The 25,827-nt window shown below is 61.3% G+C and carries 26 protein-coding genes, 3 pseudogenes and 1 riboswitch; of the genes and pseudogenes, 7 read left to right on the top strand and 22 right to left on the bottom strand.

What is annotated here, in order from left to right; translation table 11 throughout:
- A pseudogene (gene nifH, locus AB8B31_RS32150) lies at positions 1–194 on the bottom strand (nitrogenase reductase); the annotation flags it as partial.
- A 603-nt stretch (positions 195–797) separates the two neighbouring features.
- Positions 798–977: a hypothetical protein gene (locus tag AB8B31_RS32145; RefSeq protein WP_096771904.1), complete on the bottom strand. Its 180-nt coding sequence runs from the start codon at positions 975–977 to the stop codon at positions 798–800.
- A 511-nt stretch (positions 978–1,488) separates the two neighbouring features.
- Between AB8B31_RS32145 and AB8B31_RS32140 the strand changes: the two genes are divergently transcribed.
- Together AB8B31_RS32140 and AB8B31_RS32135 are read left to right on the top strand one after the other, a co-directional pair.
- A complete protein-coding gene (locus AB8B31_RS32140; protein WP_007635986.1) occupies positions 1,489–1,824 on the top strand; it encodes a helix-turn-helix domain-containing protein in 336 nt (111 codons plus the stop codon).
- Positions 1,817–3,064: a type II toxin-antitoxin system HipA family toxin gene (locus AB8B31_RS32135; RefSeq protein WP_096771906.1), complete on the top strand. Its 1,248-nt coding sequence runs from the start codon at positions 1,817–1,819 to the stop codon at positions 3,062–3,064. Before AB8B31_RS32140 ends, AB8B31_RS32135 begins: the two co-directional genes overlap by 8 nt.
- A 196-nt stretch (positions 3,065–3,260) precedes the next feature.
- Here AB8B31_RS32135 and AB8B31_RS32130 read toward each other — a convergent pair whose 3' ends face one another.
- From AB8B31_RS32130 to AB8B31_RS32110, 5 genes and pseudogenes are all read right to left on the bottom strand, one after another.
- Positions 3,261–3,902: a thiamine phosphate synthase gene (locus tag AB8B31_RS32130; protein ID WP_096771907.1), complete on the bottom strand. Its 642-nt coding sequence runs from the start codon at positions 3,900–3,902 to the stop codon at positions 3,261–3,263.
- On the bottom strand, positions 3,899–4,672 hold the full coding sequence (locus AB8B31_RS32125; protein WP_096771908.1) for a thiazole synthase: 774 nt from the start codon (positions 4,670–4,672) through the stop codon (positions 3,899–3,901). Before AB8B31_RS32125 ends, AB8B31_RS32130 begins: the two co-directional genes overlap by 4 nt.
- Before the next feature lies 1 nt (position 4,673).
- The gene (gene thiS, locus AB8B31_RS32120; protein WP_007635990.1) at positions 4,674–4,871 is read right to left on the bottom strand and encodes a sulfur carrier protein ThiS; all 198 of its coding nucleotides are present in this window, start codon (positions 4,869–4,871) and stop codon (positions 4,674–4,676) included.
- Positions 4,868–5,848 (bottom strand): glycine oxidase ThiO, encoded by a 981-nt coding sequence (gene thiO, locus AB8B31_RS32115; RefSeq protein ID WP_007635991.1) that lies wholly within the window; start codon positions 5,846–5,848, stop codon positions 4,868–4,870. The genes thiS and thiO overlap by 4 nt, the downstream gene beginning before the upstream one ends.
- 2 nt (positions 5,849–5,850) lie before the next feature.
- Positions 5,851–6,063: pseudogene (locus tag AB8B31_RS32110) on the bottom strand (phosphomethylpyrimidine synthase ThiC); the annotation flags it as partial.
- A gap of 251 nt (positions 6,064–6,314) precedes the next feature.
- A riboswitch (TPP riboswitch) is annotated at positions 6,315–6,445 on the bottom strand.
- Positions 6,446–7,087: 642 nt separating this feature from the next.
- Between AB8B31_RS32110 and AB8B31_RS32105 the strand changes: the two are divergent.
- A pseudogene (locus tag AB8B31_RS32105) lies at positions 7,088–7,423 on the top strand (DUF2726 domain-containing protein); the annotation flags it as partial.
- Between the two features lie 144 nt (positions 7,424–7,567).
- On the opposite strand, the gene AB8B31_RS32100 reads toward AB8B31_RS32105, so the two are convergent.
- Together AB8B31_RS32100 and AB8B31_RS32095 are read right to left on the bottom strand one after the other, a co-directional pair.
- Entirely contained in the window at positions 7,568–7,981 is a 414-nt protein-coding gene (locus AB8B31_RS32100) for a hypothetical protein (protein ID WP_054186188.1), read from the bottom strand.
- Between the two features lie 9 nt (positions 7,982–7,990).
- The gene (locus AB8B31_RS32095) at positions 7,991–8,539 is read right to left on the bottom strand and encodes a hypothetical protein (protein WP_054186187.1); all 549 of its coding nucleotides are present in this window, start codon (positions 8,537–8,539) and stop codon (positions 7,991–7,993) included.
- A gap of 255 nt (positions 8,540–8,794) precedes the next feature.
- Here AB8B31_RS32095 and AB8B31_RS32090 point away from each other — a divergent pair, with 255 nt between their 5' ends.
- The 4 genes from AB8B31_RS32090 (at position 8,795) to AB8B31_RS32075 (ending at position 12,771) form a co-directional block, all read left to right on the top strand.
- Positions 8,795–8,962: a hypothetical protein gene (locus tag AB8B31_RS32090; protein ID WP_007636000.1), complete on the top strand. Its 168-nt coding sequence runs from the start codon at positions 8,795–8,797 to the stop codon at positions 8,960–8,962.
- Positions 8,963–9,131: 169 nt separating this feature from the next.
- Positions 9,132–10,022 carry a SctD/MshK family protein gene (locus AB8B31_RS32085; protein ID WP_239621127.1) on the top strand — a complete coding sequence of 297 codons (891 nt, stop codon included), beginning with the start codon at positions 9,132–9,134 and terminating at the stop codon, positions 10,020–10,022.
- 23 nt (positions 10,023–10,045) lie between these two features.
- Complete coding sequence (locus AB8B31_RS32080; RefSeq protein WP_096771911.1) at positions 10,046–11,980, top strand: flagellar biosynthesis protein FlhA; 1,935 nt, start codon at positions 10,046–10,048, stop codon at positions 11,978–11,980.
- 38 nt (positions 11,981–12,018) lie between these two features.
- The gene (locus AB8B31_RS32075) at positions 12,019–12,771 is read left to right on the top strand and encodes a pectate lyase (protein ID WP_096771912.1); all 753 of its coding nucleotides are present in this window, start codon (positions 12,019–12,021) and stop codon (positions 12,769–12,771) included.
- Between the two features lie 60 nt (positions 12,772–12,831).
- On the opposite strand, the gene AB8B31_RS32070 is transcribed toward AB8B31_RS32075, so the two are convergent.
- The 13 genes from AB8B31_RS32070 to AB8B31_RS32010 all read right to left on the bottom strand — a co-directional run bounded on the left by AB8B31_RS32070 (position 12,832) and on the right by AB8B31_RS32010 (position 25,806).
- Positions 12,832–13,629, bottom strand: coding sequence for an EscU/YscU/HrcU family type III secretion system export apparatus switch protein (locus AB8B31_RS32070; protein WP_096771913.1), 798 nt, complete (start codon positions 13,627–13,629; stop codon positions 12,832–12,834).
- On the bottom strand, positions 13,616–14,425 hold the full coding sequence (locus AB8B31_RS32065) for an EscT/YscT/HrcT family type III secretion system export apparatus protein (protein WP_096771914.1): 810 nt from the start codon (positions 14,423–14,425) through the stop codon (positions 13,616–13,618). Before AB8B31_RS32065 ends, AB8B31_RS32070 begins: the two co-directional genes overlap by 14 nt.
- 10 nt (positions 14,426–14,435) lie before the next feature.
- Complete coding sequence (locus AB8B31_RS32060; protein ID WP_004672590.1) at positions 14,436–14,705, bottom strand: flagellar biosynthetic protein FliQ; 270 nt, start codon at positions 14,703–14,705, stop codon at positions 14,436–14,438.
- 59 nt (positions 14,706–14,764) lie between these two features.
- Entirely contained in the window at positions 14,765–15,418 is a 654-nt protein-coding gene (sctR, locus tag AB8B31_RS32055; RefSeq protein ID WP_088396743.1) for a type III secretion system export apparatus subunit SctR, read from the bottom strand.
- Complete coding sequence (locus AB8B31_RS32050; RefSeq protein WP_096771915.1) at positions 15,418–16,437, bottom strand: FliM/FliN family flagellar motor switch protein; 1,020 nt, start codon at positions 16,435–16,437, stop codon at positions 15,418–15,420. Before AB8B31_RS32050 ends, sctR begins: the two co-directional genes overlap by 1 nt.
- A complete protein-coding gene (locus AB8B31_RS32045; protein ID WP_088396741.1) occupies positions 16,434–17,753 on the bottom strand; it encodes a FliI/YscN family ATPase in 1,320 nt (439 codons plus the stop codon). The genes AB8B31_RS32050 and AB8B31_RS32045 overlap by 4 nt, the downstream gene beginning before the upstream one ends.
- Positions 17,746–18,309, bottom strand: coding sequence for a type III secretion system stator protein SctL (gene sctL / locus AB8B31_RS32040; RefSeq protein WP_096771916.1), 564 nt, complete (start codon positions 18,307–18,309; stop codon positions 17,746–17,748). Before sctL ends, AB8B31_RS32045 begins: the two co-directional genes overlap by 8 nt.
- Positions 18,306–18,935: a hypothetical protein gene (locus AB8B31_RS32035; protein ID WP_088396739.1), complete on the bottom strand. Its 630-nt coding sequence runs from the start codon at positions 18,933–18,935 to the stop codon at positions 18,306–18,308. The genes sctL and AB8B31_RS32035 overlap by 4 nt, the downstream gene beginning before the upstream one ends.
- A gap of 2 nt (positions 18,936–18,937) precedes the next feature.
- Entirely contained in the window at positions 18,938–19,762 is an 825-nt protein-coding gene (gene sctJ / locus AB8B31_RS32030; protein ID WP_088396738.1) for a type III secretion system inner membrane ring lipoprotein SctJ, read from the bottom strand.
- The gene (locus AB8B31_RS32025) at positions 19,759–20,235 is read right to left on the bottom strand and encodes a hypothetical protein (RefSeq protein ID WP_096771917.1); all 477 of its coding nucleotides are present in this window, start codon (positions 20,233–20,235) and stop codon (positions 19,759–19,761) included. The genes sctJ and AB8B31_RS32025 overlap by 4 nt, the downstream gene beginning before the upstream one ends.
- Positions 20,236–20,285: 50 nt before the next feature.
- A complete protein-coding gene (locus tag AB8B31_RS32020; RefSeq protein ID WP_088396736.1) occupies positions 20,286–20,543 on the bottom strand; it encodes a hypothetical protein in 258 nt (85 codons plus the stop codon).
- Between the two features lie 298 nt (positions 20,544–20,841).
- Complete coding sequence (locus AB8B31_RS32015; RefSeq protein ID WP_096771918.1) at positions 20,842–23,682, bottom strand: hypothetical protein; 2,841 nt, start codon at positions 23,680–23,682, stop codon at positions 20,842–20,844.
- A gap of 225 nt (positions 23,683–23,907) precedes the next feature.
- Positions 23,908–25,806, bottom strand: coding sequence for a hypothetical protein (locus AB8B31_RS32010; protein WP_239621118.1), 1,899 nt, complete (start codon positions 25,804–25,806; stop codon positions 23,908–23,910).
- Positions 25,807–25,827: the final 21 nt, after the last annotated feature.

Below are 25,827 nucleotides of genomic sequence, written 5' to 3'. Positions count from 1 at the left end.
CTCCGCGAACTCCAGATCCTCAACCGGACCTATTCGCCGCCAGGTCTAACACCGTGTCCTGGGCTTTCGGATTTAGATTAGGCGGGTGGAATCAGCTTCTCGAGGTCGACAAGGGCAGTGGGAGTATTTTGAGAGGCAGTGAACTTGCCGATACCCCCCTTTCCGTAGAGTGCGAATTGACGCAGACCTGCCATGTATTTCCCTTTCAAGATTCAAAAGACTTCGACCGTACGCGACACGTTCCACCAGGGGGATTGCTCGCCGCCTAGTTCTGGGAGTTCAAGACTCATGCCAGTCTCCTCCGGTGAGTTTCGGAACACGGAATCTGTAATTTTTCCAGCCTCTTAGCTAGCCTATGAAGGATTAATCGAGGACAGCATTGTCGTGAACCGGACAAGATGCGGTGGGGATCGTAACGGAGATGTAACATTGAAGAAATGGCATACCGGTGCAGCGGCGGAAGCCCATCTCTCCGGCCACGTCAGCAACCAAATGCCACTTAGGCGCAATGTCCGGGCGCTTGCGAGGTGCAGCCGGCCGATCTTCGCTGCTTGGCGATTAAACGGCGCGTCCCAGTGCTCCCTGGATCCCTGGATCCCGGCTTTAGACATGATCTCCTTCGTGCGTGAGACGATGGGCTCCGAAACCCGCATGCATCACTGGCCGAAGCTCCACTCCTCGATAGTTGGCGCCGTCGTTGGAGGGGAATGCCGCGGGCATATGGAATGCGGCATTGGCCGCCGCGACGCCGACAACAGCTCACCAATGCTATGAATTCCCACAGTGAACGGCGCTTGTTAGACGTAGCCGGCAAAGGAGAAGCTCACGAAGGTCAGACGGCCTTTCTGGGCTGGGCCTGGTCCGATGCCGACCGGATCGACCGGCTGCAAGGTTTGTAAAGACCGTTTCAACAACCAGCCCCTCGGCGCTTCGGCAGCGTGTATCTGAAGCTGCTGGCGTGCATCGGCCGCGTTCACTCTCTATTCGCCAGAACACGGCACCTGGGGAATCATCGCATCCGGCACGACCTAGCTGGCCGGTTCCGCCGGCGCCGGCAAGAGGATGACTATGGCAGGGACCGTCATGGAACAGCGCCCGCTCGGCATGACCGCTGAGGCGATTTTCGCTGTTCCCGGTCATTTGCTTTGCACAGCCCGGAAGAGCGTTTTTGGTACCTTATGCGAACGTTCGCAACTTTATCAGGGACAAGCGGGACCTGGCGGCAAGCGGGACGCCGAACGATATCGACTCCACCATCTTTGACGTTGCCAAAGATACGGTTCACTTCCCGCTTGCTTGCTTGCTTGCTTGCTGATGAAGTTTAGGGTGAGAATTGGACACCGCTAGTTATTCGCAGGATTGCTCGGCAAACGAACCAGACGGGGTGGCGCTCGACGAAACAATCGGCTTTTCTACCTGACCATCCCTCTGGCAAAATTGTCATCTTCGTGCTACATATTGGGCTTATCTGCAGTGCGAAGGTGACAAATGCCTACACCTCATAACCCTCCGGCCGCTGTGCGGCGCGCGCTGCGCAAACTGGGCGCAGACATCCACGACGCACGTCGACGTCGCCGCCTGCCTATGGCGGTAGTAGCCGAACGTGCCTTCACCTCACGCTCAACGCTTCAAAAGATCGAGGCCGGCGACACCAATGTCAGCATCGGCATCTATGCAGGCGTCCTCCAGGCACTCGGCCTGCTAGTTGGGCTGAGCCAAGTCGCCGACATCAGTAACGACAGCGTCGGCCAATCTTTGGCCAGTGCGGAGTTGCCCAAGCACGCTCACCCAAAGCGATCGCCGGGATCGTCACGCGATGGCTGATTTTGAAGTTCATCTCGACCTTCACGGTCACACCCGTCCGATCGGACTGGCGCGAAGCAATCGCGTCCGTGGTGCCGAAACGATCGTGTTTGAGTATGACCGTGCCTGGCTAGAGGACCCCGGCCGCTTCTCGCTGGAGCCCGCTCTAGCTCTGAGCCGGGGAGCGTTCGCCCCACCCGCCGGCCTCGCAAACTTTGGCTCTATTGGTGACTCAGCACCCGATACGTGGGGCCGACGCCTCATGCAACGCTCGGAAAGGCGCATGGCTGAGCGCGATGGCCGGGCCGTTCGTACGCTGGCCGAAAGCGACTATCTGCTTGGGGTCGCCGACGAGACACGGCTCGGCGCCCTCCGGTTCCGCCGGGTTGGCGACGAGGAATTCCAGGCGCCGATCCGTGCCGGCGTTCCCGCCCTCATCGAGCTCGGCCGCCTACTGCAGATCACCGAACGTATTCTGCGCGATGAGGAAACCGACGAAGACGTCCAACTTATCTTCGCGCCTGGCTCCTCGCTTGGTGGAGCGCGTCCGAAGGCTTCTGTTATCGATCAACATGGCCATCTCTCGATCGCCAAGTTTCCTAAGGAAACCGACGACTACAGCATGGAGACATGGGAAGAGGTCGCTCTGCAACTGGCTGAACAAGCCGGCATTGTCACGCCCCTCCACGAGCTCATCGACGTCGCCGGCAAGAAGGTCATGCTCTCGCGTCGCTTCGACCGTGATGGTGCTGTCCGGATCCCCTTCCTGTCCGCGATGGCGATGATGGGCGCAAAGGACGGCGAGCGTGGAAGCTATCCGGAGATCGTAGACGCCTTGGCCGAACACGGCGCGCAGGGAAAGACCGATGCGCACGCGCTTTATCGCCGCGTCGCCTTCAATGTGCTGATTTCCAACGTCGATGACCACCTGAGAAATCACGGCTTTCTGTGGCTCGGCAAAGCCGGCTGGTCGTTGTCCCCTGCCTATGACCTCAATCCAGTGCCTACTGACGTCAGGGCGCGCGTCCTGACGACCAACATAGATCTTGATGAGGGCACCTGCTCCCTTGATCTGCTGGAAGAAACTGCCGGGTTCTTCGCGCTCACGCTCGCCCAGGCTCGCGCGATCATTAAGGAAGTCGCGACCTCCACAGCAAGGTGGCGCGAGACCGCAAAGGCGGTCGGTGCGCAGTCAGCCGAGATCAACCGTATGGCTAGTGCGTTCGAGCACGATGATTTGCAGCGAGCGCTAACTCTATGAAGAGAGCCTTACTCCAAAGTTTCGACCCGCCCTCGGCCAGCCCGATCACTGAACCAAATTGCGGCATCGTTGCGTTGCAAAGATCGGGTGTCCGATAGTAACCTTCCGATGGTGCCTCAGTCAGCGTCTGAACCAGCGAGCGGTGGTCGCGAGCCCCTGACGCATCCGCCTTTTGGTCCTCTTTATTGTTGCCTTTTCATTGTAGAGAGCCCAGGTGCGGCCTCTCAGTCACGGACCGCCAAGGCGCGGTCGCGGCCAGCCACTGTCGTGTGCGGGCTTCGGGATCGGGGTTGCGGGTGATATCGGTGACCACGGCAGCGGTATCGGCGCCGTTTTCCAGTACCAGCGGCGCGCGCTCGGCGGTGATCCCGCCGATGGCAACGAGCGGCATCGGCCCGACACGCCGCCGCCAGTTCGCAATGCGTTCGACGCCTTGTGGCGTCCATCTCATCTCTTTGAGCACCGTGGGCCAGACCGGTCCGAATGCCACGTAATCCGGACGGGCGGCCAGCGCCGTCTCTAGTTCCGCCATGTCGTGCGTGGAAAGGCCGAGCTTCAGGCCGGCGCGGCCGATTGCAGCCAGATCGGCTGCCGCCAGATCCTCCTGCCCGAGATGGATGAAATCGCATCCCTCATCGATCGCGAGCTTCCAGTAATCGTTGACGATCAATCGGCAGTCCGCTGCCGCGCAGGCGGCTTTCGCACGCCGGATCTCCTCGCGAAGCACCGGCTCTGGCTGGTCCTTGATGCGCAGCTGGACGAGTTTGACGCCGAGCGGCACGAGACGCTCGACCCAGTTGGCGCTGTCGACGATGAGATAGAAGGGATCGAGCTTCATGAAAAGACGGCCTTTCCGATGACGGGAGTGGAAGGAACGGCCATGTCGCGCGGCTCCAGCGGCACGGCGCCATGCGCGATGCGGCCGGCATTGATGGCAAACGCGAAGGCCTCGGCCATGGCGGCGGGATCACCCGCGCCGGCAACGGCGGTGTTCAGAAGAACGGCATCATAGCCGTATTCCATGACGGCGGCGGCATGAGATGGGCGGCCGATGCCGGCATCAACGATGAGCGGCACATCCGGAAAATGTGCTCGGAATGCCCGCAGCGCCATCGGGTTCACCGCTCCCATGGCAGAGCCGATCGGCGCGCACCAAGGCATCAGGACGCGGCAGCCGGCGTCCAGCAGCCTTTCGGCGACGACAAGATCGTCGGTCGTATAGGGGAAGACGTGAAAGCCCTCGCCGGTCAGGATGCGTGCCGCCTCGACGAGGCCGAAAACATCGGGCTGCAGCGTATCGTGATGGCCGATCACTTCGAGCTTGATCCAGTCGGTGCGGAAAACATCGCGCGCCATCTTCGCCGTCAGCACAGCCTCCTGCACGCTGTGGCATCCGGCCGTGTTGGGAAGCACGCGCACATCAAGCTCGCGGATCAGCTCAAAGAAGGCGCCGCCCGCCTTGCCGCCGACGGCCTCGCGCCGAAGCGAAACAGTTACAATTTCGGTCTTCGATCGTCTCACTGCTTCCGCAAGCACGGCCGGAGACGGGTAGCGGGCGGTGCCAAGCAGCAGCCGGGAATGGACCTCGACGCTGTAAAGTTTCAGCATCTTAGCCTCCTTGCATCGGTGAGAGAATTTCAATGCGGTCGCGCTCGCCAAGCATGAAATCGACGCGATCCTCGCGGTGTACCAGTTCGCCGTTCACCGCGGTTGCGAGCCACCCGCCTTCGTAGTCCAGAGCGAGAAGCAGATCTGCGAGCGTCGCGGCCGCGACCTGTTGTTCCTCGCCATTGATGATGAAGGTCATGGCGCCCTCCTTTCCGTTTGTTCTGTTAGAAGAAGCCGCGCCACCTCTCCGGCCATGGCCGGCGCCAGCAAAAAGCCATGGCGATAGAGGCCGTTGACATGGAGGGTGTGTTTCTCCTGCGTCACGCGCGGTAGATTATCGGGATAAGCGGGCCGCACGCCTGCGCCTGTTTCCGTGACGCGTGCCTCGCCGAAGGCGGGATGCATCGCATAGGCAGCATTCAGCAACTCCATCAGCGAACGCGCGGTAATCGGCCCCGCATCGTCACTTTCGATCATCGTCGCACCGACCATGAAGCAGTTCTTTTCGCGCGGCACGATATAGATCGGGTGGCGCGGATGCAGCAGGCGGACGGGGCGAGAAAGGCTGACCTCGCGCGTTTCGACGCAGAGCATCTCGCCTCGAACACCACGCAATTCGGGCAGTTGGCCAATCTGGGCGGCACCGGTGCAGTCGATCACCCGGTCATAATGGGCAACGTTCGCATTGCCCGTGACGCCGAACACGAGAAGCACGCGGGCGTTCTCCAGTCCTGCCGCAAGTCCCGAGAGCGCCTGCCGTGGATCGAGGTGCGCTTCCTGCCGGAAGAACAACGCCCTGCGGAAGCGGCCGGCGAGATCAGGCTCCAGAGCTGCGATCGCCGCCTCGTCCAGCCATTCCCATCCGCTTGTGCGGCGGGAAAAGCGGTCCAGCTCGGCGGTATCTCGCCCACCCGCGACCACCAGCGTTCCTCGGCGTTTGACGTGGCCGGGCAATGCTGCCTCCCACCAATCGGCGGCATTACGACCGAGCGTCAGCACCGGTTCCTCCGCACTTTCCCGTTCGCACCACGGGGCGAGCATGCCGCCGGCAAGGCCGGAGGCGCCGCCCCCGACCTTGTCGGCCAGCTCCGTAAGGGTGACGCGGAAGCCTTGGCGATAAAGCTGCCAGGCCACGGTGAGGCCGGCAACGCCGGCCCCCTTGACAAGAACGCGCATGGTCATCCTCCAATCGGTATTTTAGCGGCCTCTACGACCGACATGTAAAGTTCGCCGCCCTGTCGGTATTTCGCCGCCATCGCGTCCAGCCCCTCCTTCTGCGCCTCGGCGCGGATGTTGTGCGATATGCGCATCGAGCAGAAATGCGCCACCTTGTGCGCTTCCTTCGGCAAGGTCTCGTCACGGTAGCTGCGGGCGGTGTCGGGATGGGAGGAATCATAGACGACGAAAGGCGGCTCGCCGGCGGTCGGATGGACGCTGATTCCGCGCATCGGCACGCGGACATGACTGTGGATAACTCCCGGTATGGATCTTCCGCGACACTGGCAGCGGGCCGGTGGTGACGGTTGGGGTGAAGTTTTTTGCGGCAATGTCATAGTTTGAGGCTCCAAATTGAAAGTTGGAGACCCAGTCAGCCGGAATGATGAAAAGACGCCGGCATGGATTCCACGCGTGAATCCGAAGCCTTGGAGCGCTTGCACCGTCCCTACGCCAGTATGAACTGGATCAGGTTCAACGGGTCACTGCGCCACAACAAGCAACACCTTATTGTTCAGCAGTATCTCAGCCCCTTGCCGGGCCCCCCTGGTGAATGCCGCCATGAAAGACCGGAGCTGCCCTTCTGTCAAGCAAGGCCTAATGCATATTTTTCTTGCTCGTCAAGCATGACGGCTTCCCGTCTAAAATCGCCGTTGAAACCGGAAGTCTCCGTGCCTCCGCTAATTGCATTTCACAAGCGCGATATGCGCGCCGCAATAGGAACCTAACTGGCGGATATTCGCCACCTCCACCGAGGCGAGAAATGCCGGGCCCGCCCGTTCCTTAAGACAGGTTCCTTCGGCCCGCGAAGGTGCTTAGCTTTGTCGATTGCGCAGGCTCTCAGTGCGCGAGCGCTTCCGCCACCCGAATCCCACCGGCTGGATCCGAATCGACCCCACAAGCAGCGCGATCACGCCGTCCCCGACGATCCATTATGCGATCTTCGTCCAAAACGTGAGCTCCATAGCAACAAGCCGGAGCGCTGGCCTCGAAATCGCGCCGTGCCACGACGTAGGAACGTCCTGAGCGGAAGCGGATGTCGACTGTCCTCTAGAGCCAATATCGGTTTCTCGGGGGAAGCTTCATGCGGTCGAGGCCTCATTTTTTTGGATATGGTACGCGCGTTGTACTATCGTGGCGGGAAATCCGGAGAGGGGCATGCAATATGGCCAAAGGTTGGTGCTGTGAGCAGCACCTCGGCTGATCATCGGGGCTGCCGCAGTAGGCGCTTCGGGCGGTATAGCCATTGCAGACTTCGAAATTCCTGAACTGCTAATCGCCGCGCTGTTTGAGGGCGTTATCATTGGCATGGCCGTTGAGCAGTTCCTAGCTACGATGAGCAAACAGGCTTGGCGGGAGAAAAACAGATGGCGCTCGGAGGAAACGCGCTGGAATGAGCGTGCCGTACTCGGACCCTGGCTTAAGACACCAGCTGCGGAGCCATTACGGCCGGTCGACGCCGCGGATCAACTCCGTATCGTGATGCGCTCGAAGTTCACCATCCAGCCATTGCTGAACAAGAGGGGAGCCCGGGTAGGTTTCGCATTCGTAACGTGAGCACTAATTTCAAGCTGAGGCTGAACATCAATGATCAAGCGATGACGCGGAACGTTGCATCAGGACAGTGGTTACGCTGGTTCGCTGCCAAGGCGGTTGGTTCATCTGCTGGTTCTTAGCTCTCTACCGGTCGACTTTCTCCGCTGCTTCAAGCGAAAATTCGGCGCGCAATACCGCCTTCTGTGCTCGCGAAAAATCGGCGGCGGCTTGTTCTGCCCGCTCTTGCGCGGCGCACCGGGCGTCTTTGCGCTGCGCAAGCGATCGGCCGGCATCGGCTTCATGGCTGCGCAATACGGATTGTCGCATCAACGCGTCCTGAAGCTTGGCGGCGGAGATAACGCCGCTCTTGCGCAATTCGTCGACGATAGGATTGCCTGCGGCCCGGCTTGCTGCCATGTCGAGCGCTTCGGAGGCTTTCGCTTCCCGCTCCCGCGCGTTTTCGGCGTCCGCCCGCGCCTCGGAGAGGCTGCGGGAAAGATTGTCCGCCCGCAGGCTGCGGATCTCCAGTAACTGCCTGAGAGACTTCAGCGCCTTCATATCAGCCGCTCAGGCACCGTTGTTCGTCGTCAGGATTTCCAGCTGGCCGCCCTTGATGACCTTGATGCTGTCGGCTTCCTGCCGGCTCAGCACGTCTTCGACGGCCTTGGTGAAGACGGAGGGGCCGCGCACCAGCACCAAGCCGCTGGCGGGATCTTCACGCAGTGCATCGTCCGGCAGTAGCGGGAACAGCGCGCGAATGGCGTTTTGCTCGGTCTTCCAGCTGCGGTCGCCGCGATCGAGGACAACGGTGGAGACCTCCTGCTTAGGCGCGATGATGATGCGGCTGCCGTCATAGGCGACGAAGAGATTGCTGGCATCGCCAAGCTTGACGAAGGCCTTGGCTCCGCTTTCTCGGACGGACCAGTGCTCGACCTTGCCGCTCAGCGTCCCGACTGTCGTGACCGGGATGCCAGACATGAAGGACAGCGTCTGGACGACATCGCCAAGCGGCAGGGAGACGACATCCAGGCGCACCTCCCGCTCGCCGGCGCCGGCTGATGGAGGAAAGGAGACCAGCAGTCCGATAGCGGCCATGTAAACAAAACGCGCAAACATCTGAGTTTACCTCACGATCCGGATGCCGCCCGACAACTAATGAACGAAGGAAATCAGGGGGCTGCGAAATCCAGTCTGTTAATAATTATCTGATCTACTGTTGCAGATCATCGGTCCGCTGGGAACAGGACGGATATCCATTTCGCGCAATTGTTGTACATATCGCGAATTAATAACTTTTTAACATAAGCTGTTGAATTCGATCCGGAATTCTGCAAGATTTTGGCCGCCAAAACCATGCAAGGAGTTCAAGACATGGCTACCAGCACTAGTACTTCGACACTCGATGCGGGTATCGGCTCGGCGATTTCCGCCTTCAAGTCGGCCCAGAACGAAGCGACCGCGCAGAGCCTGCAGGTTGCAACTGAAATCACCAAGATCAACGGCGTCGCAAACGCCATCAAGAAGATCGGCCCAGGCTGATTGAAACAATGGCGCGACGGGTTCGCCCGTCTCGCTTCCCCGCTCTCGAAGACAATAAAAGCCGCTCGACGGACGGTTCGGGAACAAGATGGCTATGAATCTAGATCCCTCTTCGCCGACATTCAGAGGTAACGCCGGCAACGCTGCGTCAGGCCGCGGCGGACCGGTCTTGCGTATCACGCGCGCCGGGCGCAGCTCCATTCTGCCGTTGACGGCGGAGCGGCAGGTTGTCGGCGGCAGCGCCGATTGCGACCTGATCATCCTCGGCGCCAAACCGGAACCCGCCTTTGCCATCAGTCTGCAGCGCTCCCGCGGCTCCGACGCGGTGTCGTTTACCGCGCTGCGGGATGACGTGGTGATCGATGGTCATTCCATCCCGCGTGATCGAACGATGAGCCTTACAAAGAGGCAGACCATCTCCTTCGACGGCACGGCCTGCGAACTCGAAGGTCTCGGCGCCGGGCGCGGGCGGTTCGCGCCACGCCGGATTGCGGCTGCCGGCCTTCTCGGGCTGGCGGCGATGCTTTTGCTGGTCGGCCTTTACAACAGCGACGCGCCGGCTCACGAAGGCCCGCCCGTCAGGGTTTCCGCCGCACCCGAACCGGCGCCGTCATCGGCGGCGATCGCTGCCGAAATCCGCCAGGCCATTCGTATGGCTCAGATTCCCCAAGATCTTAGCATCGTCGCCACCGCCGACGAAATTCGCATCGGCGAAGGATCGCGACCTCTCGGCCTGCCTGACAAGACGAAGCTGCGTAGCATCATCGCCTCGATGAGCCGGCGCGGTGGTTCCGTTTCCATCGTCGATCTCACCGCCCTCTCTTCCGGTCTCGACGGCTTCGTCGCCGCCGCCGGCTATACGCCAGTCAGGTTCATCATCGGCTCCGACGGCCGCCGCTACGAGGAAGGCGATGTCGTTGCGAGCGGCTGGCGGATCAAGGAGATCGGCAACGACCAGATGATCGTTTCCCGCGACAGTGAGGACGATACGGTCAATTTCGCCTCCGCCGGCAGTGCCGAGCCGAAGCTCGCCGAAATTTCCAGCAGCGAACAAGAATAGGCGATGGCGTCGGAAGCCGGATCATGAAGGTAAGGTCATCCGCCATCGCCATGCTTGCGCGGCGCACCGATATGCTGCTTGCGGTGTTTTTCGCCTCCGTCGTGACGATGATGGTGCTGCCGCTTCCGACAATCGTTCTGGACGTGCTGATCGCCTTCAATCTCTCCTTCGCTTTCGTGGTGCTGATCACCACGACCTATCTGAAGAGCGTGCTTGAAATCTCGACCTTTCCCGCGGTCATTCTGATCGGCACGCTGTTCCGCCTGGCCTTGACGATTTCCTCGACGCGGCTCGTGCTGGCGGATGCCGATGCCGGCGAGATCATCATGGCCTTCGGCGATTTCGTCGTTGCGGGAAATGTCGTCGTCGGCCTGATCATTTTTCTGATCGTGGCGCTGGTGCAGTTCATCGTGGTGACGAAGGGCGCCGAGCGTATCGCAGAGGTCGGCGCGCGTTTCACGCTCGATGCCATGCCGGGCAAGCAGCTCGCCATCGACAGCGACCTGCGCAACGGCCATATCACCACGGAAGCTGCGCAAAAGCGCCGGTCGCGTCTCGAACAGGAGAGCCAGTTCTTCGGCGCGATGGACGGCGCCATGCGCTTCGTCAAGGGCGATGCGGTCGCAGGATTGGTGATCGTCGCCGTCAATCTCATAGGCGGCCTGGCGATCGGTATCTTCCAGAAGGGGCTGAGCTTCGCCGAGGCTGCCCATCTCTATACGCTGCTGTCGATCGGCGACGGTCTGGTGTCGCAGATTCCGTCGATTCTGATGGCAGTCTCGGCCGGTATCGTCGTGACCCGCGTGTCCGATGACGGCAACGGCAGTCTCGGCAGCGATATCGGCCGCGAACTCTTCCGGGAGCCCCGCGCATTGGCGATTGCGGCGGCGCTGACGATCTGCGCGGGCTTCGTCCCGGGATTTCCGACGAGCGTGCTCGCCGCGATCGGCCTGTGTCTGGCGGGCCTAGCCTTCATGATTCATCGCCGGCGCGCGGGCCCTGCCGCGGCCGGATCGGCGAATGCCGTGGAAAGCGCCAATTCCTATCCGCTCGACAGGGCGAAATATGGCGATCCCGTCATCGCCACCGTCGCGGTGGAAACGCTGGCGCGGCTTGAGGCGATGCGGCTCGGCGAAATGCTGGACGCGCGGATTCGCCTGGCGGCGCGCGCCGTCGGCGTCTCCGTGACGGTGCCGACGTTCAACGCCGATCCCCGCATGGCCGAGGATCTGATCCATCTTCAGGTGGAAAATGTGCCCGCCGGCCTCGTCAACTGCGGTCCTGAACGGACGGCCGAACAGATTGCCGACGACATCGTGCGCATCGTCCGCCGCCATATCGGCGCCCTGTTCAGCGTCGACGACGCGGCACAATGGCTGGGGAGCCTCGAACCGCGTCTCGGCAAACTGGCGATCGACGTCGCCACCCAGGTGCCGCTGATGCTGACGGTCGCGGTCGTCAGGCGCCTGCTGGATTCCGGCGTGACGCTTTCCCAGCCGCGCGGACTGCTGGAAGTGATGCTGCACGCCGGCACCGATCACGCACCGGATGCCGTGGCCGAAATGGCGCGCGCCGCGCTGGTCAAGCAGATCGCCTTCGGGCTTCTCGACCGGCGCGGATTGCTGCCGGCGCTGGTGCTTCCGGCCGAATGGGACCACTTCATCCGGTCCTATGATGCCGCTGGAGCGACCGAGAAGATCGAGATAGCCGAAAGACTGCGCCTGCTGGCCGAAAAAGCCAGGCAGGCTCTCGAGGACACCAACGAGCGGGGTTACGATCCCGTCATCATCGTGCCGGGCGAATGGCGCCTGCTCACCCAGACGCTGATGATCCACCACAACTGCCGCATTCCGGTGCTGGCGGCGGCGGAGATCGACAGGGATATAACGATCGAAACCGTCGGAGAGATCGGGCAAATCCGGAACGCTGCCGGCTCCAAACAGAGGCCAGGCTCATAGAGCAGGTGAAGTAGACGAGACCAACTGGGGTGAATGCAATGTGTGGCGTAGATGGACAAAGGCCCATCGACTTCGACAGAACGTCCCGTTTCGACCTTGAGTCCGGTTGCCTTGGCGGCAGCAATAGGGCCGACACGGATTTCACCGCCATCCGAACCCGCAAGGTTTCGCCCTTCGAAGATTTCTCCGGCAACCCGCCGTTGCTAACTTCCTATGTGCCGAAGTCGCGGGAAACGTCGGAAAACGGCACTGAGTCCGACCCCAAGGATGTGCTGCGCAAGCACATCAACTGGCAGTCAGACTCCAAGAAGGTGGATCCATCCGACGAAAAACAGGCCACGACGGAAAAGCCCGACCTCTCGAAAGAGGGCAGCGTCATCGTGGTCAATGAGCCGATCGTCGTAGATGGAGGCGTGTTCGACGGCAAGGGGGCGACCTATACGGCCTCGTCCAAGCTCGGCAATGGCGGCCAGTCCGAAACCCAATCGCCGCTGTTCATTTTCAAGAACGGCGCGACGCTCAAGAATGTCAATCTCGGCGAGAATGGCACCGACGGCATTCACGTCTATGGCGGCCCGACGCTCGAAAACGTCAATTGGCAGAATGTCGGCGAGGATGCGCTGACGGTAAAAAGCGCCGGCGACGTCACCATCGATGGCGGGGCGTTCTCCAACGGCAGCAACGTCTTCCGCACCGACAGCTCGCTTGCCGGCGCGACGTTCCTGTCCCAGATCACGCTGGACGATGTGAAGAATTGTACGCGTGTGGGTGACAATCAATCGGGCGTTTGAGACGCCCGACGACTGGAACCGCAAATTGAGACCAAGCGGGCGCCTTAGGCTCCCGCTTTTTCATTGCCGGCCAGGCCCTTGCCTGCGCGGCGAGCTGCTACGCATTTCCGCGCCGATCTGCCGGCGCGCCGATTTCAGCTTCGGGTCGCCCTGAGTATCCTTGTATTCGCGCCGCGCCTCCGTCCTGGTCATCCGGTGTTCGTGCCTGAACAGCGCGCGCGAAATGCGAATATCGAAAAACGCCGCCGCTACCATGATGCCGGCGGCAATGACGAGGATCGAGCCGAGGAGATGGGCTGCCGCGGAGAGCGTGCATGCTTCTCTGCAAAGAGGCGACCAGAAGATGCTGTTGAGAAAATAGAGGATCGCACCGCCGCCGGCCGCCGCGAGCAGGACAAACTTGACGAGCCCCTTGACGAACTCAGCGATGCTCGCGAGCGAAAAAAGCCTCTTGATGCCCTCGAACGGATTGAGCCGGTTAAAATCGAAGCTCATATGTTTGAACGATACGAGAAACCCCTGCCCGTCGAGGATCGCGACCAGGATGGTTGCGGCAAGACCCATGGCAAGCGGCAGCCAGATGAGATCGAGCAGCGCCACGCCGGTTTCGCTCAAGCCGACAGTGACGGCGTCGGAGGGGTCGGCCCGCGCGGCGGAGTGTAGGCCGGCATCGAAACTGCGGGTGAAATCCTCGAGGATATCAGGCAAGCCCCAGGTGACGTAGACGGCGATGGCAAGGACGGAGATCGCAACCGGGATTTCCTTCGAGCGGGGAACCTGGCCCTCGCGCCGAAGACGATCGAGCTTCACCCGGCTCGGCGGCAGGGTTTTTTCCTCGGTATCGTCATTTTTGGCCATCGGTCACCTCCAGCATGGCTTTCGCCTCGTTGAATCCATCGATCCAGAGATCGTGGAAATAGCTGGAGATGAAGGCCGTGTAGATCACGAGGATGACCATGACCGCGAAGTTCTTGATGGCCGGCAGGCTGTCGTTCAGCGGGAATTGTTTGGACGAGCGGCCGACGAAGGCGAGCGACAATTCAAACGCGCAGGTGACGATCATGAACGGGGCGGCGAGTAACCCGGCCGCTTTGAACAGCCGGCCGAAAACGCCTGATATCATGTCGAGCGGATCGTCGGGGATAGTGGGCATGAGGTTGAAGAGCGGCCAGAGCTCGAACGACTTATAGAAGATCGTGACCAGATCGATGATGCCGCCGGCACTGACGAAAATCACCAGGGCGATCGACATCATCAGCGAGCCGAGCGGCGCGGTTTCCAGCGCGTTGATCTGGTCGAAGAGATTGGCGGCATTGGCGCCGCGATAGACATCGGTCATATCGCCCGCCGTCTGGGCCGCCCAGAAGGGAATGCCGAGCCCCATGCCGATCAGCGCCCCGAAGCAAAGCTCCTTCATCGAAAGGGCGGCCAGATCGAACCAGGACGTATCTCCGAGAGCCAGCACCGAATAGGCGAAGGCGACGGAGGGCGCCGAAAGGCCGATTGCCAGGCCGAAACGCAGAATGCCGACGATGCTAAACAGCGAGAAGATCGGGAAGATCAGCAGGATCCCGAGCGCACGCGCGGCGCCGAGCATGGCTGCGGCCGGTGCCGCGACCTCAATGCCGACGAGCGGAAGATGATCCGGCCCCATCCGCCTCGCCTCACTGAACCATGGTCGGGAAGTCGTTGAGGATATGAACGGAATGTTCGATCAGCGGCGTTGCCAGCACCCGGCCGAACAGCAGCAGGGTGATGGAGATCACGAAAATCTTGACGATCTGCGCGATGGTCTGCTCCTGGATCTGCGTTGCCGCCTGGAAAATGGCGATGATCAGCCCGAGAAGCGCGGCCAGGCCCAGAATGGGGCCGGCCAAGGCGAAGGTCGCCATGACGGACATGCCGATTTCGGCTGCGACCTGGTCTTCACCCATGACGGCAAGCCTTTCGCGTGGCAGGCACGTGAACCGGGGTTTTCGGGAAGGGGCGATGCTCACTGCGCATAGGACAGCACCAGACCTTCCAGCAATCGCCGCCAGCCATCGATCGAGACGAACAGCAGCAGCTTCAGCGGTGTCGACACCACGGTCGGGGACATCATCTGCATGCCGAGCGCCACCAGAATGGCGGAAACGGCAAAGTCGATCATCAGAAAGGGCAGATAGATCAGAAATCCGATTTCGAAGGCCCGCGTCAGTTCCGAAACGAGGAAGCTCGGCGTCAGCACGGTGATGTCATCGGAGGCAATGGGGGTTGCCGGCGCGTTTGCCCAGATCTTCTGCGACGCCTGCACGAAAAATTCGCGCACCTCGGCGTCGGAAAATTTCAGCATGAAATCCTTCAGCGGTGCCGCCACCTTGATCATGCCGTCCACCATGCCACTGACCGTGCCGAAATCGCCGCTATGGGCGAGCAGCAATTGCCAGCTGTTTTGCAGCACCGGGTTCATCACGAAGGCCGAGAGCACGATGGCAATCGCAAAGACCAGGAGATTCGGCGGCGTCTGTTGGATGCCGATCGCATTACGCACGATCAGCAGGACGACCGAAATCTTGGTGAAGGAGGTCGCGATCACGGCAATAACCGGCAGCATCGAGATCGCCGCCATCGCCACGAGGCTCTGGGCAAGAGGAAAGCTCTGTTCCATCAGTCGTGCAGCGCCGTGACGCGAACGGCGCTCAATCCATCCACGGAGATGATTTCGCCCCGTCCGATAACGCGGCCTTGGGCGATGATATCGACGGCGTCCGACAATGGCCTGTCGAGGTTGAACACATAACCCTCGCCGATCATTTCGAGTGTGCGCAGCGGCAACTCCAGCCGTCCTGCATCGAAGACCAGCTTGATCGGGATGCTGTCGACAGGCGACGGACGCGGCTCGCCCTGCAATTCCTGATCGACGGTTTCATTTGTCATGAAATGCCTCATTGGTCCGGTTGGCGTCGACAGGAGTGGTTCGGTGAGGACCGCGCCTTTGTCCGATCGCATGCAGGTTGCAAGGTAACGTTCACCCGTGATCGCGACCACGGTCTCCGGTGCCCCGCCATCGATGACGATGCCGTCCCCCAACCGCAGGGATTTGATTTCACTGACCGACAGCAGGGCATAACCGCGCCGGATGCTGACCGCCGTCGTCAGGACATTGAGCGTGCGGCGCGGCAGGCGGCTTGCCCAGCCGACCAGGCCGGCAAGGGCGGTTTCATCGAAGCGGCCGCTCAAGGGCAGGCTCATGCCGTTCCAGCCGATGTCGAAGCCGAAATTGCCGCTGACATCCGGCTGCGTCTCGGCGCCGATCTGCAGCAGCGACAGGCTCATGCCGATCCTATTCTCGATTGCCTCGAAAGCCTCGGCGAACAGGTGTTCGACCACGGCCGCCTTTTCAGACGGCGACAGCTTTTCCCATAGGAGCAGCGGTTCCAGTCTTTCCGCCAGCAGCCGCAATGCGCCGGCCGACGCAATCAGCATCTGCTCACGTTTACCGACGTGGCAGAGAATGCCGACCGGATCGGTGGTCCGCGCGGCTGCGATATCGGGGGCCAGCGGGCGAACGGAAAGCGTCTGCTCCCGGACCGGAATTTGCCAGGCGGCGCGCATCATCGTGCCGGAACGGGAAAAGAAGTTCCCGGCCATCGATGCGTGGGGCCATGCGGGCGCGGCGACATTCATCGGACAAGCTCATCGAGGGCTTCGACGATCGCGCCGAACGGCTGCGGCTTGCCCTGGCCGTCAAACAGGAAGCGCTGGATGAGGCCGTGTTTGGCGACGGCCTCGTCGACAGCGGCATCGCGCCCCTGGCGATATTCGCCGACGCGGATAAGCAGTTCCACTTCGTCATAGAGGGCAAGCAGGGCGCGCAGCTTGTCGGCTGCCTGGCGATGGCTCTCGCTCACCACCGCGCTCATCGTCCGGCTTCGGCTGGCCAGAACATCGATCGCCGGAAAATTGCCCGCCCTGGCAATCTTGTCGGAGAGCACGATATGGCCGTCCAGCAGCGACCTGGTTTCTTCGGCAATCGGATCGTCCTGCTCTTCGCCTTCGACGAGGACCGTATAGAAAGCCGTCATCGTGCCGTTTGCGCTGTTGCCGGCGCGCTCGAAGATCTGCGGCAAGACGGCGAATACGGAAGGCGGAAAGCCGCGCCGCACCGGCGGTTCGCCGGCAGCAAGTCCGACTTCGCGCAAGGCGCGGGCCATGCGGGTGACGCTGTCGATGACGAGCAGCACATGTTTTCCCTGCTCGCGAAAATATTCGGCGATCGCCGTTGCTGTCATCACCGCCTTGAACCGCTCCAGCGCCGGGCGATCGGATGTGGCGACAACCAGCGCCACATTCGACGGAACGCCTTCCGGCATGTTGCCGGCAACGAATTCGCCGACCTCGCGTCCGCGTTCGCCCACCAGGGCGCAGACGATCACATCGGCCTTGCTGTTGGCGACGATCTGGGACACCAGCGTCGACTTGCCGGCGCCGGGCGCGCCGAAAATACCGATGCGTTGGCCCTGGCCGCAGGTCAGCAATCCGTCCAGGGCAGCAATTCCCGAGGTAAACGGCTGGCGGATGGGGCGGCGCGACAGAGGATCGACCGGCTGGCCATAGAGCGGCTGCAGGAAGCGCGCGTCCTCGCCGCCGGGATTGGCGGAGGGACGCAGGACATTACCGTGTGCGTCGACGATCGCGCCGATTAGGAAACTGCCGACAGAGACCGTCGGTTCCCGGCCGGTCGGGATGATTTCCGTGCGCTGGGAGATGCCGCGGGTTTCGCCGTGAAGCGAGAGAAGCGCCGTCTCGCCGTCGATGCCGACGACATCGGCAAGGCCGATGCGACCCCTGCCCGGCTCATGCAGTTCACAAAGCTCGCCGATCCTGACCGAGGGGATGAGCGCCCGCACCAGCAGGCCCGACACACTCTTTACGCGGCCGCTCTGCCGCCGCACGTCCGTTTGTTCGAGTGTCCGCTCCATCCGAAGCAACGCGTCAACCATGGACGAGGGCCTCGGTCACGGTGGCGAGCTGGTCTTTCAAGCCGATCTGGCTTCGTCCCGCCGACGTCTCCAGAATAATCTCGCCGGCAGACATCAGCGGATCCGTTTCGATGGTGATGCGGTGATCGATGTCCGCAATTGCCCGGGCGATCATGGCGGCATCGTCGGGGGCGACATGCAGGACGATCTCCTGCGCCTCAGCGGTCTGGGATATGGCGTGGCGGACCAATCGCCTCGTGCGTTCGTCGGCCTCCATCGATCCGAGGATCAGTCCGACCGATTTCAGAACCACCGCCTCGACCCAGCTGTCGAGATTGGCAATTTCCCGTTCGGCTTTTCCGAGCGAGGCGGCAAGCCGTGCGGCGGCATCGCGAACGCCCTGTTCGAATCCGTCGCGATAGCCGTTTTGGGCGGCTTGCTCGCTGGCGGCTGCAAGTGTGGCCTGAGATTGGGCGGCGTCCCGTTGGGCAGCCTCCAGAATTTGCGCCGCCTCTGTGATCTGGCCGAAACTCTCCGCCGGAATGATGCGGTCGTGGCGTGCAAATCCCGAGCTCATCGTCCGGCGCCTTCCTTTAAGGCGGCGACCTCGTCGACGGCTGCCGCCGCCAGGGCGAGCGCCGGGCCCTTTAAGAGGGAAGCCGAGCCGTTTTCAGCCATGTCGCGCCAGCCCGCCGACCGCCAAGCCGCGGAGATCCGGTATTCGTCTGCCAGAAGTGCCAGCATCGACCAGCCATCGGCCTCGACGACCTGCCTTGCCTGCTCGCTCAACAGATCGAGCGGCGGCGTTGCCGCGGAAAGATTGATGTGGCCGAGAGCGAATGCGACCGCTTCCTCGCCGTAGGCGGCCCTGAGCCTCGTAAGGGTCGGGCGATCGACCGCGGGGCAGAAGGCTGCGAGATGATAGGCGAGGCCCGCCCGGAGCGCGGCCGTTGCGCGTCCGTCCGTGGCCATGGAAGTCAGGCGGCGGGCGCCGTCGGCAAACGTGGCGGGATCGCCATGGGCTTCCGCTATCTCAGTGAAAAGCCGCCGATGCAGCCGCGGCGACAGGGTGGATCCGTCGGCAAGGAGCGGCGCGATCCCATCCCATCGGGCGGCCGTCAGCATATCCGCGGAAAGCAGCGCTGCCTTGCGGATCCTCGCCGCATTCGAGATCGCCTCGCCGTCCGCACGCGGCGTGCGCATGCTCAGCGCTCCTTCCGCTGCGGAAACAGCAGCAGCAGGCATGCCCCGATGGCGAGGATGATGGCGCCGATCACGGCAAGATTGGGGCCTTTGAAAGCCGAGAGAGCGCTTTGCACCATCGAGGATGGCGCTGTAGCGGGCGCCGGCGTCACGGTTGCCGCCGGGGCCGGTGCCGCCGCTACCGCCGCCGGCGCGCCGACCTCCGACCAGGGGCTGACCACCACCGAGACATCTTCGTAAGAGAGATCACGGATGCTGTTGACCAGAACGGACCGGCTCTTCATGTCGATCTCGTTGAGATTGGCGCCGGGGCGATATTGCAGCACGGCCGCTGCCCTCGCCTTCTCCTTGATGAGCCCGCGGCCGTTCTCCTCCGGCAGCACCACATGGACGCGCGCCGTCGCCACGCCGTCGAGCCCGGAAAGCGTTTCGGCAAGCTGCTGCTCGATGGCGTAGCTCATCCGGGCTTTCTGTTCGTAAGGTGTCACGAGGAAGCCGTTGCCGGCAAAGAGTTCGGCGACATTTCCAAACGACTGACGCGGCAGACCGGCGCCCGCCAGCAGCTCGATCGCCCGGGCATGATCGGTTGATTCAGCGGTGATCGCATAGGTCCCGCCCTTTTCGCTCTTCATGGTGACGGAAATGCCGGCGCGTTCGAGCAGCACCTGGGCATCCAGCGCATCGCGCTGATCGAGCCCCGTGAGCACGTCCTGGCTGCAGGCGGCGAGGAACAGGCAGAGGGCAAGCATTGCGGCCTTCGGAAGGACTTTGCGCGCGGGCGAAGAGATCGATGATCTCGAAAGGGCCGATGTGATCATGATGTTCACTGGCCCTGCGTCAGCCGTTTGGATGACGACATCACCGACTGGGTGAGCGACGACAGCAGCGTCGTGCCGGTTGCGAATTGCTGTGATTTCTCCAGCCGGTCGATTGATGTCGTGATGTCTTCGATCTTCGGGCCGCTCTGATCCTTGTCCGCGGTAAATCGCACCAGCGGCGTCTCCGGCTGGCCGATTCCGGCCACCGGCATGAAGAAAGCCGACAGCCGGTCGAGAATGCTGGAGGGCGTGGTATTGCCTTCCGGTGAATAGGAGGGCAGGACGGCGTCGGACTCAGGCGCGATCTTGCGGCCCTGGGTATTGGGAATGGAGGTGAGCTCGGTTGGCCGAATGCCAGCGAAATCCGCCGGCTGCAACCCGATCCGCTCCGCCACGATCTCCGAGGTCTTCAGGACATTGCCCGTCGATACGCCATCGAAGGGCGGCGTGAAGGCGCGGCCGGAAAGTACTTCTCCACTCATTGCAATTCCTCAACTCGGTACATGTCAACTGCAAACGATGAACAGGAACGCTACTCGTCGCTGCCTTCGTCGATCGCCTCCTTGGCGAAATTGAAAAGCGAATTGTTCAGCATCAGGGTGTTGGAAATCATGCCCGGCAGAAATGCGTCCACGGCAGCGGAGAGAACCTCGCTCTCGCTGTTCGGATCGACCTTTTTCGTCGTGCTGCCGGTGGTGCCTGTGGAACCCGTCTTATCAGTCGTCAGCTCCACCGAGACAGGGTCTGCAGGCGCCAAGTTCAGGTCGGAATTCACCGCATCTACGGCCATATGAGCACTTCCATCAAGGAATTTATCAAAATGAATGCATGATTTGATATGGATAAAAAAACGGCTGGTCAATTGTTTAAACTTAACCGATGGTTAATTTCCAGAACGTACAGTCGGCTATGATAAATTTAGCGATCTTTATATTAAAATGGAACGTTTTGTCCATAAAACGCAGCAGATATCCAGATTGCGCATGAAGTTTATACTTAAATTTGTTCGAATGTTCACAGGCCCGACCGCCTCTACGCCAACGGGCCTGTGAACACTCAGATATTTGGTGTTGCGAACGCGTCCCGGATCAGCCCACCGCCGTACCGCGGCGCTTCTCGACATCGGCGGTGATCGCGTCCCAGTTCTCAGGCGTAAGCTCGCGCTGTTCCGGGTCGCGGGGCGCGGGGGTGACGCCGCCCTTGGCGCCGACGATCGGGCCGGTCTTGGCGTAGATGCCGACCGTGTCGTTGACCGTGCGCTTGAGCATGTCGTTCATCATGTCGGTCTGCTTGTGGAAGGCCTTTTCCTGCTTGATGCTCTGGTAGATGGTAAAGCCTGACCAGGCCGCCCAGGACACCGCGCAAGCAACGGCAAAACCGAGCGAGAAGGCGCCGGAGACCAGGGCAACCGTTGCACCCGTGCGCCCGAGGAAGGTGGAGTTCACCAGCATGTTGGCAACGCCTGCAATGCCTTCGATCGCGCCGACCGTGTCCGCTACCGTTCCGATACCCATGAAAATGAGATCGACCGGGTCGCCCTTGCCGCTCGTGAGCCCTTGCAGGAACTGGTAATATTCCACCGGCAGCCAGGCGACCCCGGCAACGGCGCCGACCGTCGTCCCGGTATTCTTGAAAAAGGCGGAGAGCACGCTGCGTTGCGCCCGCGCCAGTTCGTCGGAGACGCCGACGAGCGAGCCGATCCCATCCAGCAGCGAAAAATTCGAGGCTTTGATCGCCGAGCCGAGCGCACTGCCCATATGCGCCAGCGCACCAAGGGCGTGCAGAACGACGATGCCGATGCTGTCCCAGGTCGGGCTCGTCATGTTGAGGCCGGCATAGATGGACCGGGAGGCGGTGAGCACCGACATCACGCCGGAAGAGAGCGCCGCCTTGTATTTGACCGGATCGACCCCCGCTGGCACTGCCGTCGCAGTCTTGTCGATCAGCTTGGCAAGGTCGGCCTTGATGGTTTCGACGCTGCCGCCCGGGCGCATCGTCGCCCAAAGCGCGGTGAAGATCGTCGTGAAATTGGTCTTGTATTGCGCCATGGCCTCGGCATTGCCCTTGAACAGTGTTTCCGCCAGCGCATCAAGGCTCGGAGCGATGATCTTCTTGATCGCCTCTTCGGCGGTCTTGCCGTCGACGATGATCGGATCGATCACATCCGTTCCGGGCATCAGCGTCTTCATCAGCCCCGACATGGAAAGTCCCATGTCCTTCAGGCTGGATGTCAGATATTCGCTGTCGATATAGGGCAGATCGAGATTCTGGATGGTCTTGCTCCAGCCGTTATCCTTGGTGGCGAACATGCGCTCGGCGATCCAGGCGTCGCCGCCGCTACCGGCGAAGAAGCGTCCGTCGCCTGAGCCGTTGGCGGCAATGCCCTTGCCGGCCAGCCCGGTGCCGATCATGATCGCCGCCATGACGTCGTTGAACGAATAGCTGGCGAGATTGCTGGAGGGCAGCGGCGAGACGCTCTTGTCCCACTCAGCATTGGCCGACATCTTCGAGACAAGGCTGGCGCCCATGACGAGCCCTTCGAGCGCGGTCTGCACCGCATGGCGGTAGCCCCAGACCTCCTTGCCACCGGGGGCGGCCAGCTGCGAGGTGATGCGCTCCAGATTGCCGGCAAGATCGCCGACTCCGATTTCTCCGGCCCCGATCTTGTCGAGCAGCGGGCCGAGAAGCGCCTTCACATCGGCCTTGAACTGATCGCGCACCTCGGGGCTGTCTCCCCCGTGAAACTGGTTGGCCATCGCCTGGATGGTCGGGTTGAACAGGTGGGTGATGTTGTTGGGCACGGTGCTGCCGAATTCGGAAGCGGCAACCTTCTTCAAACCGTCGAGGTCGATCTTGAGATCGGGGAACAGACTGCCGCCGAGCCCGAGCGACTGGTCGAAATCCACAACCGGCAGGATGGAGCCGAGCCCCTTCAGCTCCCGCTCGGTCTTGTTGCCGGCCAGTCCCATGCGGATCAGGCCATCGAGCGCCGTCGTCGGATCGGAGATCGTCGGCAGCACGTTCTTGTCGAAAAATTCGGCATAGGTCTTGTCGGCAATCGCCGAGCGCTGCTTTACGAAATCGTCGGGAAGCACCATGGAATAGAAGCCGAGGGCGGCATTATATTCCTTGAGAATGGTGGTGACGTCCTTGCCGGATTTCAGGCCGTCATTCAGCAGGCCGCCATTGACGATGTCGCGCTCAAAGGCATCCTCGACCTTCGTACGCAGGTCCTTCATCTTCTCGTCACGGGTGATCGTGTCGTTGATGATCTCGAAAGCGTCCTTGTTGGTATCGGCCGGCGCGACGCGATAACCGGAGAAGATCAGCTTGAGGGCCTTCAGCGCCTTCTCCGTCATCTGTGAGTTGACGTCGGCGTCCGAGCCCAGGATTGCAATCGACTTGTCGAGATCCTTCAGGATCTCCTGGTCGTTGTAGATGCCGCGCTGGTTGTCGCCGAGGCTGTCCTTGTATTTGCCGAAGGTCGCCTTAGTCTGAAGCAGATCGAGATACATGATCAGTTTCTGCTCGGCGGTGTAATTCTGAGGGTTTTTGACGACGTCGATGCTCTCGAAGGACTTGTCCTTGTCCTTCAGCCCTTCCATGAAGCCCTGATTGATCTCGCTCATGAAATCGGAATTGAACAGGAGATCGATGACCGGCTGGATCGGTGCGGTAGGGCTGGAATCGCCATTTGACGTCGCGGCCTGCGCAACGAACTTCGGGCTACTCGTCTGCGCCGATGTGGAGGAGAGAATCGTCAGGCCTGCCGTCGTCGTCCCGTCAGAGCTAAAAGGCGATGCCTTCTTGACCGTGCTCGCGGTCTTGTCCTGGCTTGTCGAATTTTCGGACTTCGGATCGGAATTGGCGTTTAGCCTGAGAAATGAAACCGTATCGATATCCGAAGATGCTGGTGCGATGGATGACATGCGTTCCCTTTGATTTTCTTGTCCGCTTTTCGCGGATGAGGTCGTTTACCTTACGTTAGGCATAAGATCGACCTTTGCGCGATAATTCAAGCCCGATCGCGACATCGCGGTTGCATAAATGCAGCGACCTCGCGCGGGGAGATCAAATCACATTTTTACCGAGGCTCGCAGGGCATTTCCCAGGCTTTTCCGGGGTGGCGGTCATCGTTGCCGCCGACTATGCCTTTACCAGATGAATGACGGATCCGGCCGGAATTCGAGATGCACGGACTCGCCGGTGTAGCGCTCAAGCTTCTCGTTCAGCTGCTTTTCCATCTTGTCGAGCTTCTTCACGCCATTGGCCATATCCCACAGGCCAAGTGCCAGCCCGACGGCCGAGGCAACGAGGCCGGTGACCAGTCCGGCCGCCGCAAGGCCGGCTTTGGCGGCGTTGCTGAAGATGGTCACCACTTCCGGCGCCACCGTTTCGAGTCCGGAAAAGGCGCGGGACATGACATTGGTCAGATAAAGCATCGCTTCGGAGAAACCGATAAGCGCGTTGCCGGTACCGGCAATGCCGCCGATGATTTCGAGCGCGCCCTTGGCGCGGTCGCCGGTCTTCATCGTCCGCGACGCCAGATAGAAGCCGAGGCCGGCCATGGCGAGGCCGCCGGCGGCACCGAGAATCTTGCCCGCCGCTTCCATCGTCTTCGGCGAGAAGCTCATGGAGATCCCCTTGCCCCAGCTGCCCGGCTGATTGCCGAAGGCGCTGAACGGCTTGCCGGCAACGTCGAGGTTCTTGCCGAGACCCTCCATCGTCATGCCAACGATCTGCGTCGCCGAGCCGACCGCAGCGGCGATATCGGCCGGCGTCCACTTGCCGCCCACACCGAGGCCGCGCGCCACCAGCACGCTCGACATGCTGAGCATCTGGACCGCATGGACGAGGCCGGCCTTGTACACTTCGGCATCGATGCCAGCAGGTGTGCGAGTCTGGCGCGGCAGGTCGAGCGAATCCTTGAAGGAGGCGACCGCGGCGTCGAGCTTCATGCCGCCGCGCACCATGCGCAGAACGCCGTCAACGTCGCGTGCTATGTCCTGCGCCAGATTCTGTTTCAGCGTTTCGCCGCCATCTGCCGGGCCGTTTTTGCTGATGAAATCCTCGGCGAAGGTGTTTGCCAACTGGCTGATGGCGTCATTCGTTGCGCCGGGCACAAATGTGTCATCCGGACCCGACAGCAACTGCTCGAGATCGACACCCTGGCCGTCGCCGATATAATGTTCCTTGATGATGTTTGAGAAGGTGACGTTCGCGGCGTCGAGATGCGCGTCGATATAATCCTGGGGCAGGAGATCGACGAGCGTGTTGAGTTCGGAATAATAATCCTTCAGGGCATCTTCGAAGCTCTTGCCGGCGCTCAGCGCCCGGTCGATCGCCTTGCCGCCGCCGATATCGATCAGATAGGCGTCTTCGATGTTGGTGAGCAGATCGGAATTCTCCGGTTGCTGCAGATATTCCTTCATGCCGCTTGCGAAGATATCTGAGAGATGCTGCTGCGTCGCGGGATCAGCCGTCAGCTTTTCGATCCGCGCGTCGAGGTCCTTGCCGACGCGCTCGCCATCGGGCACGCTGTCGCCATACTGGTTCATATAGCCGTTGAACTGCTGTTTGATCTCGATGAGATCGTAGAGCAGCGTTGCCTTCTGTTCCGGCGCCAGCTGGTCGAGGTGGTCCATATTGTGGGGCGCCACGAAATCCCGGTTCACGTCCTTCACGGCGTCGCCGAGAATGCCGTATTTGAGTTCGTCGAGCTTCTTCAGCGTCGGCTCATAGGCGGTCGACGGAGCGTAACCGCGCAGCACCTTGCTTTCCAGGATGTCTTTCTCGTCGATCGGGCGCTCCACGACCGGCTCGATGGCATCCGAACCCGACATGACAAGGTCCATCTTCTTGAGGCTGGATGTCAGATAGTCGCTGTCGATATAAGGCAGATCGAGACTTTGGATGGTCTTGCTCCAGCCATTATCCTTGGTGGCGAACATGCGCTCGGCGATCCAGGCGTCGCCGCCGCTGCCGGCGAAGAAGCGTCCGTCGCCTGAGCCGTTGGCGGCAATGCCCTTGCCGGCCAGCCCGGTGCCGATCATGATCGCCGCCATGACGTCGTT

This window comes from Rhizobium sp. 62_C5_N11_2 (assembly GCF_051811185.1).
Taxonomy (GTDB): domain Bacteria; phylum Pseudomonadota; class Alphaproteobacteria; order Rhizobiales; family Rhizobiaceae; genus Rhizobium; species Rhizobium leguminosarum.
The sequence above is the reverse complement of the archived record's forward strand: the minus strand, read 5'-3'. Positions and strand labels throughout refer to the sequence as shown.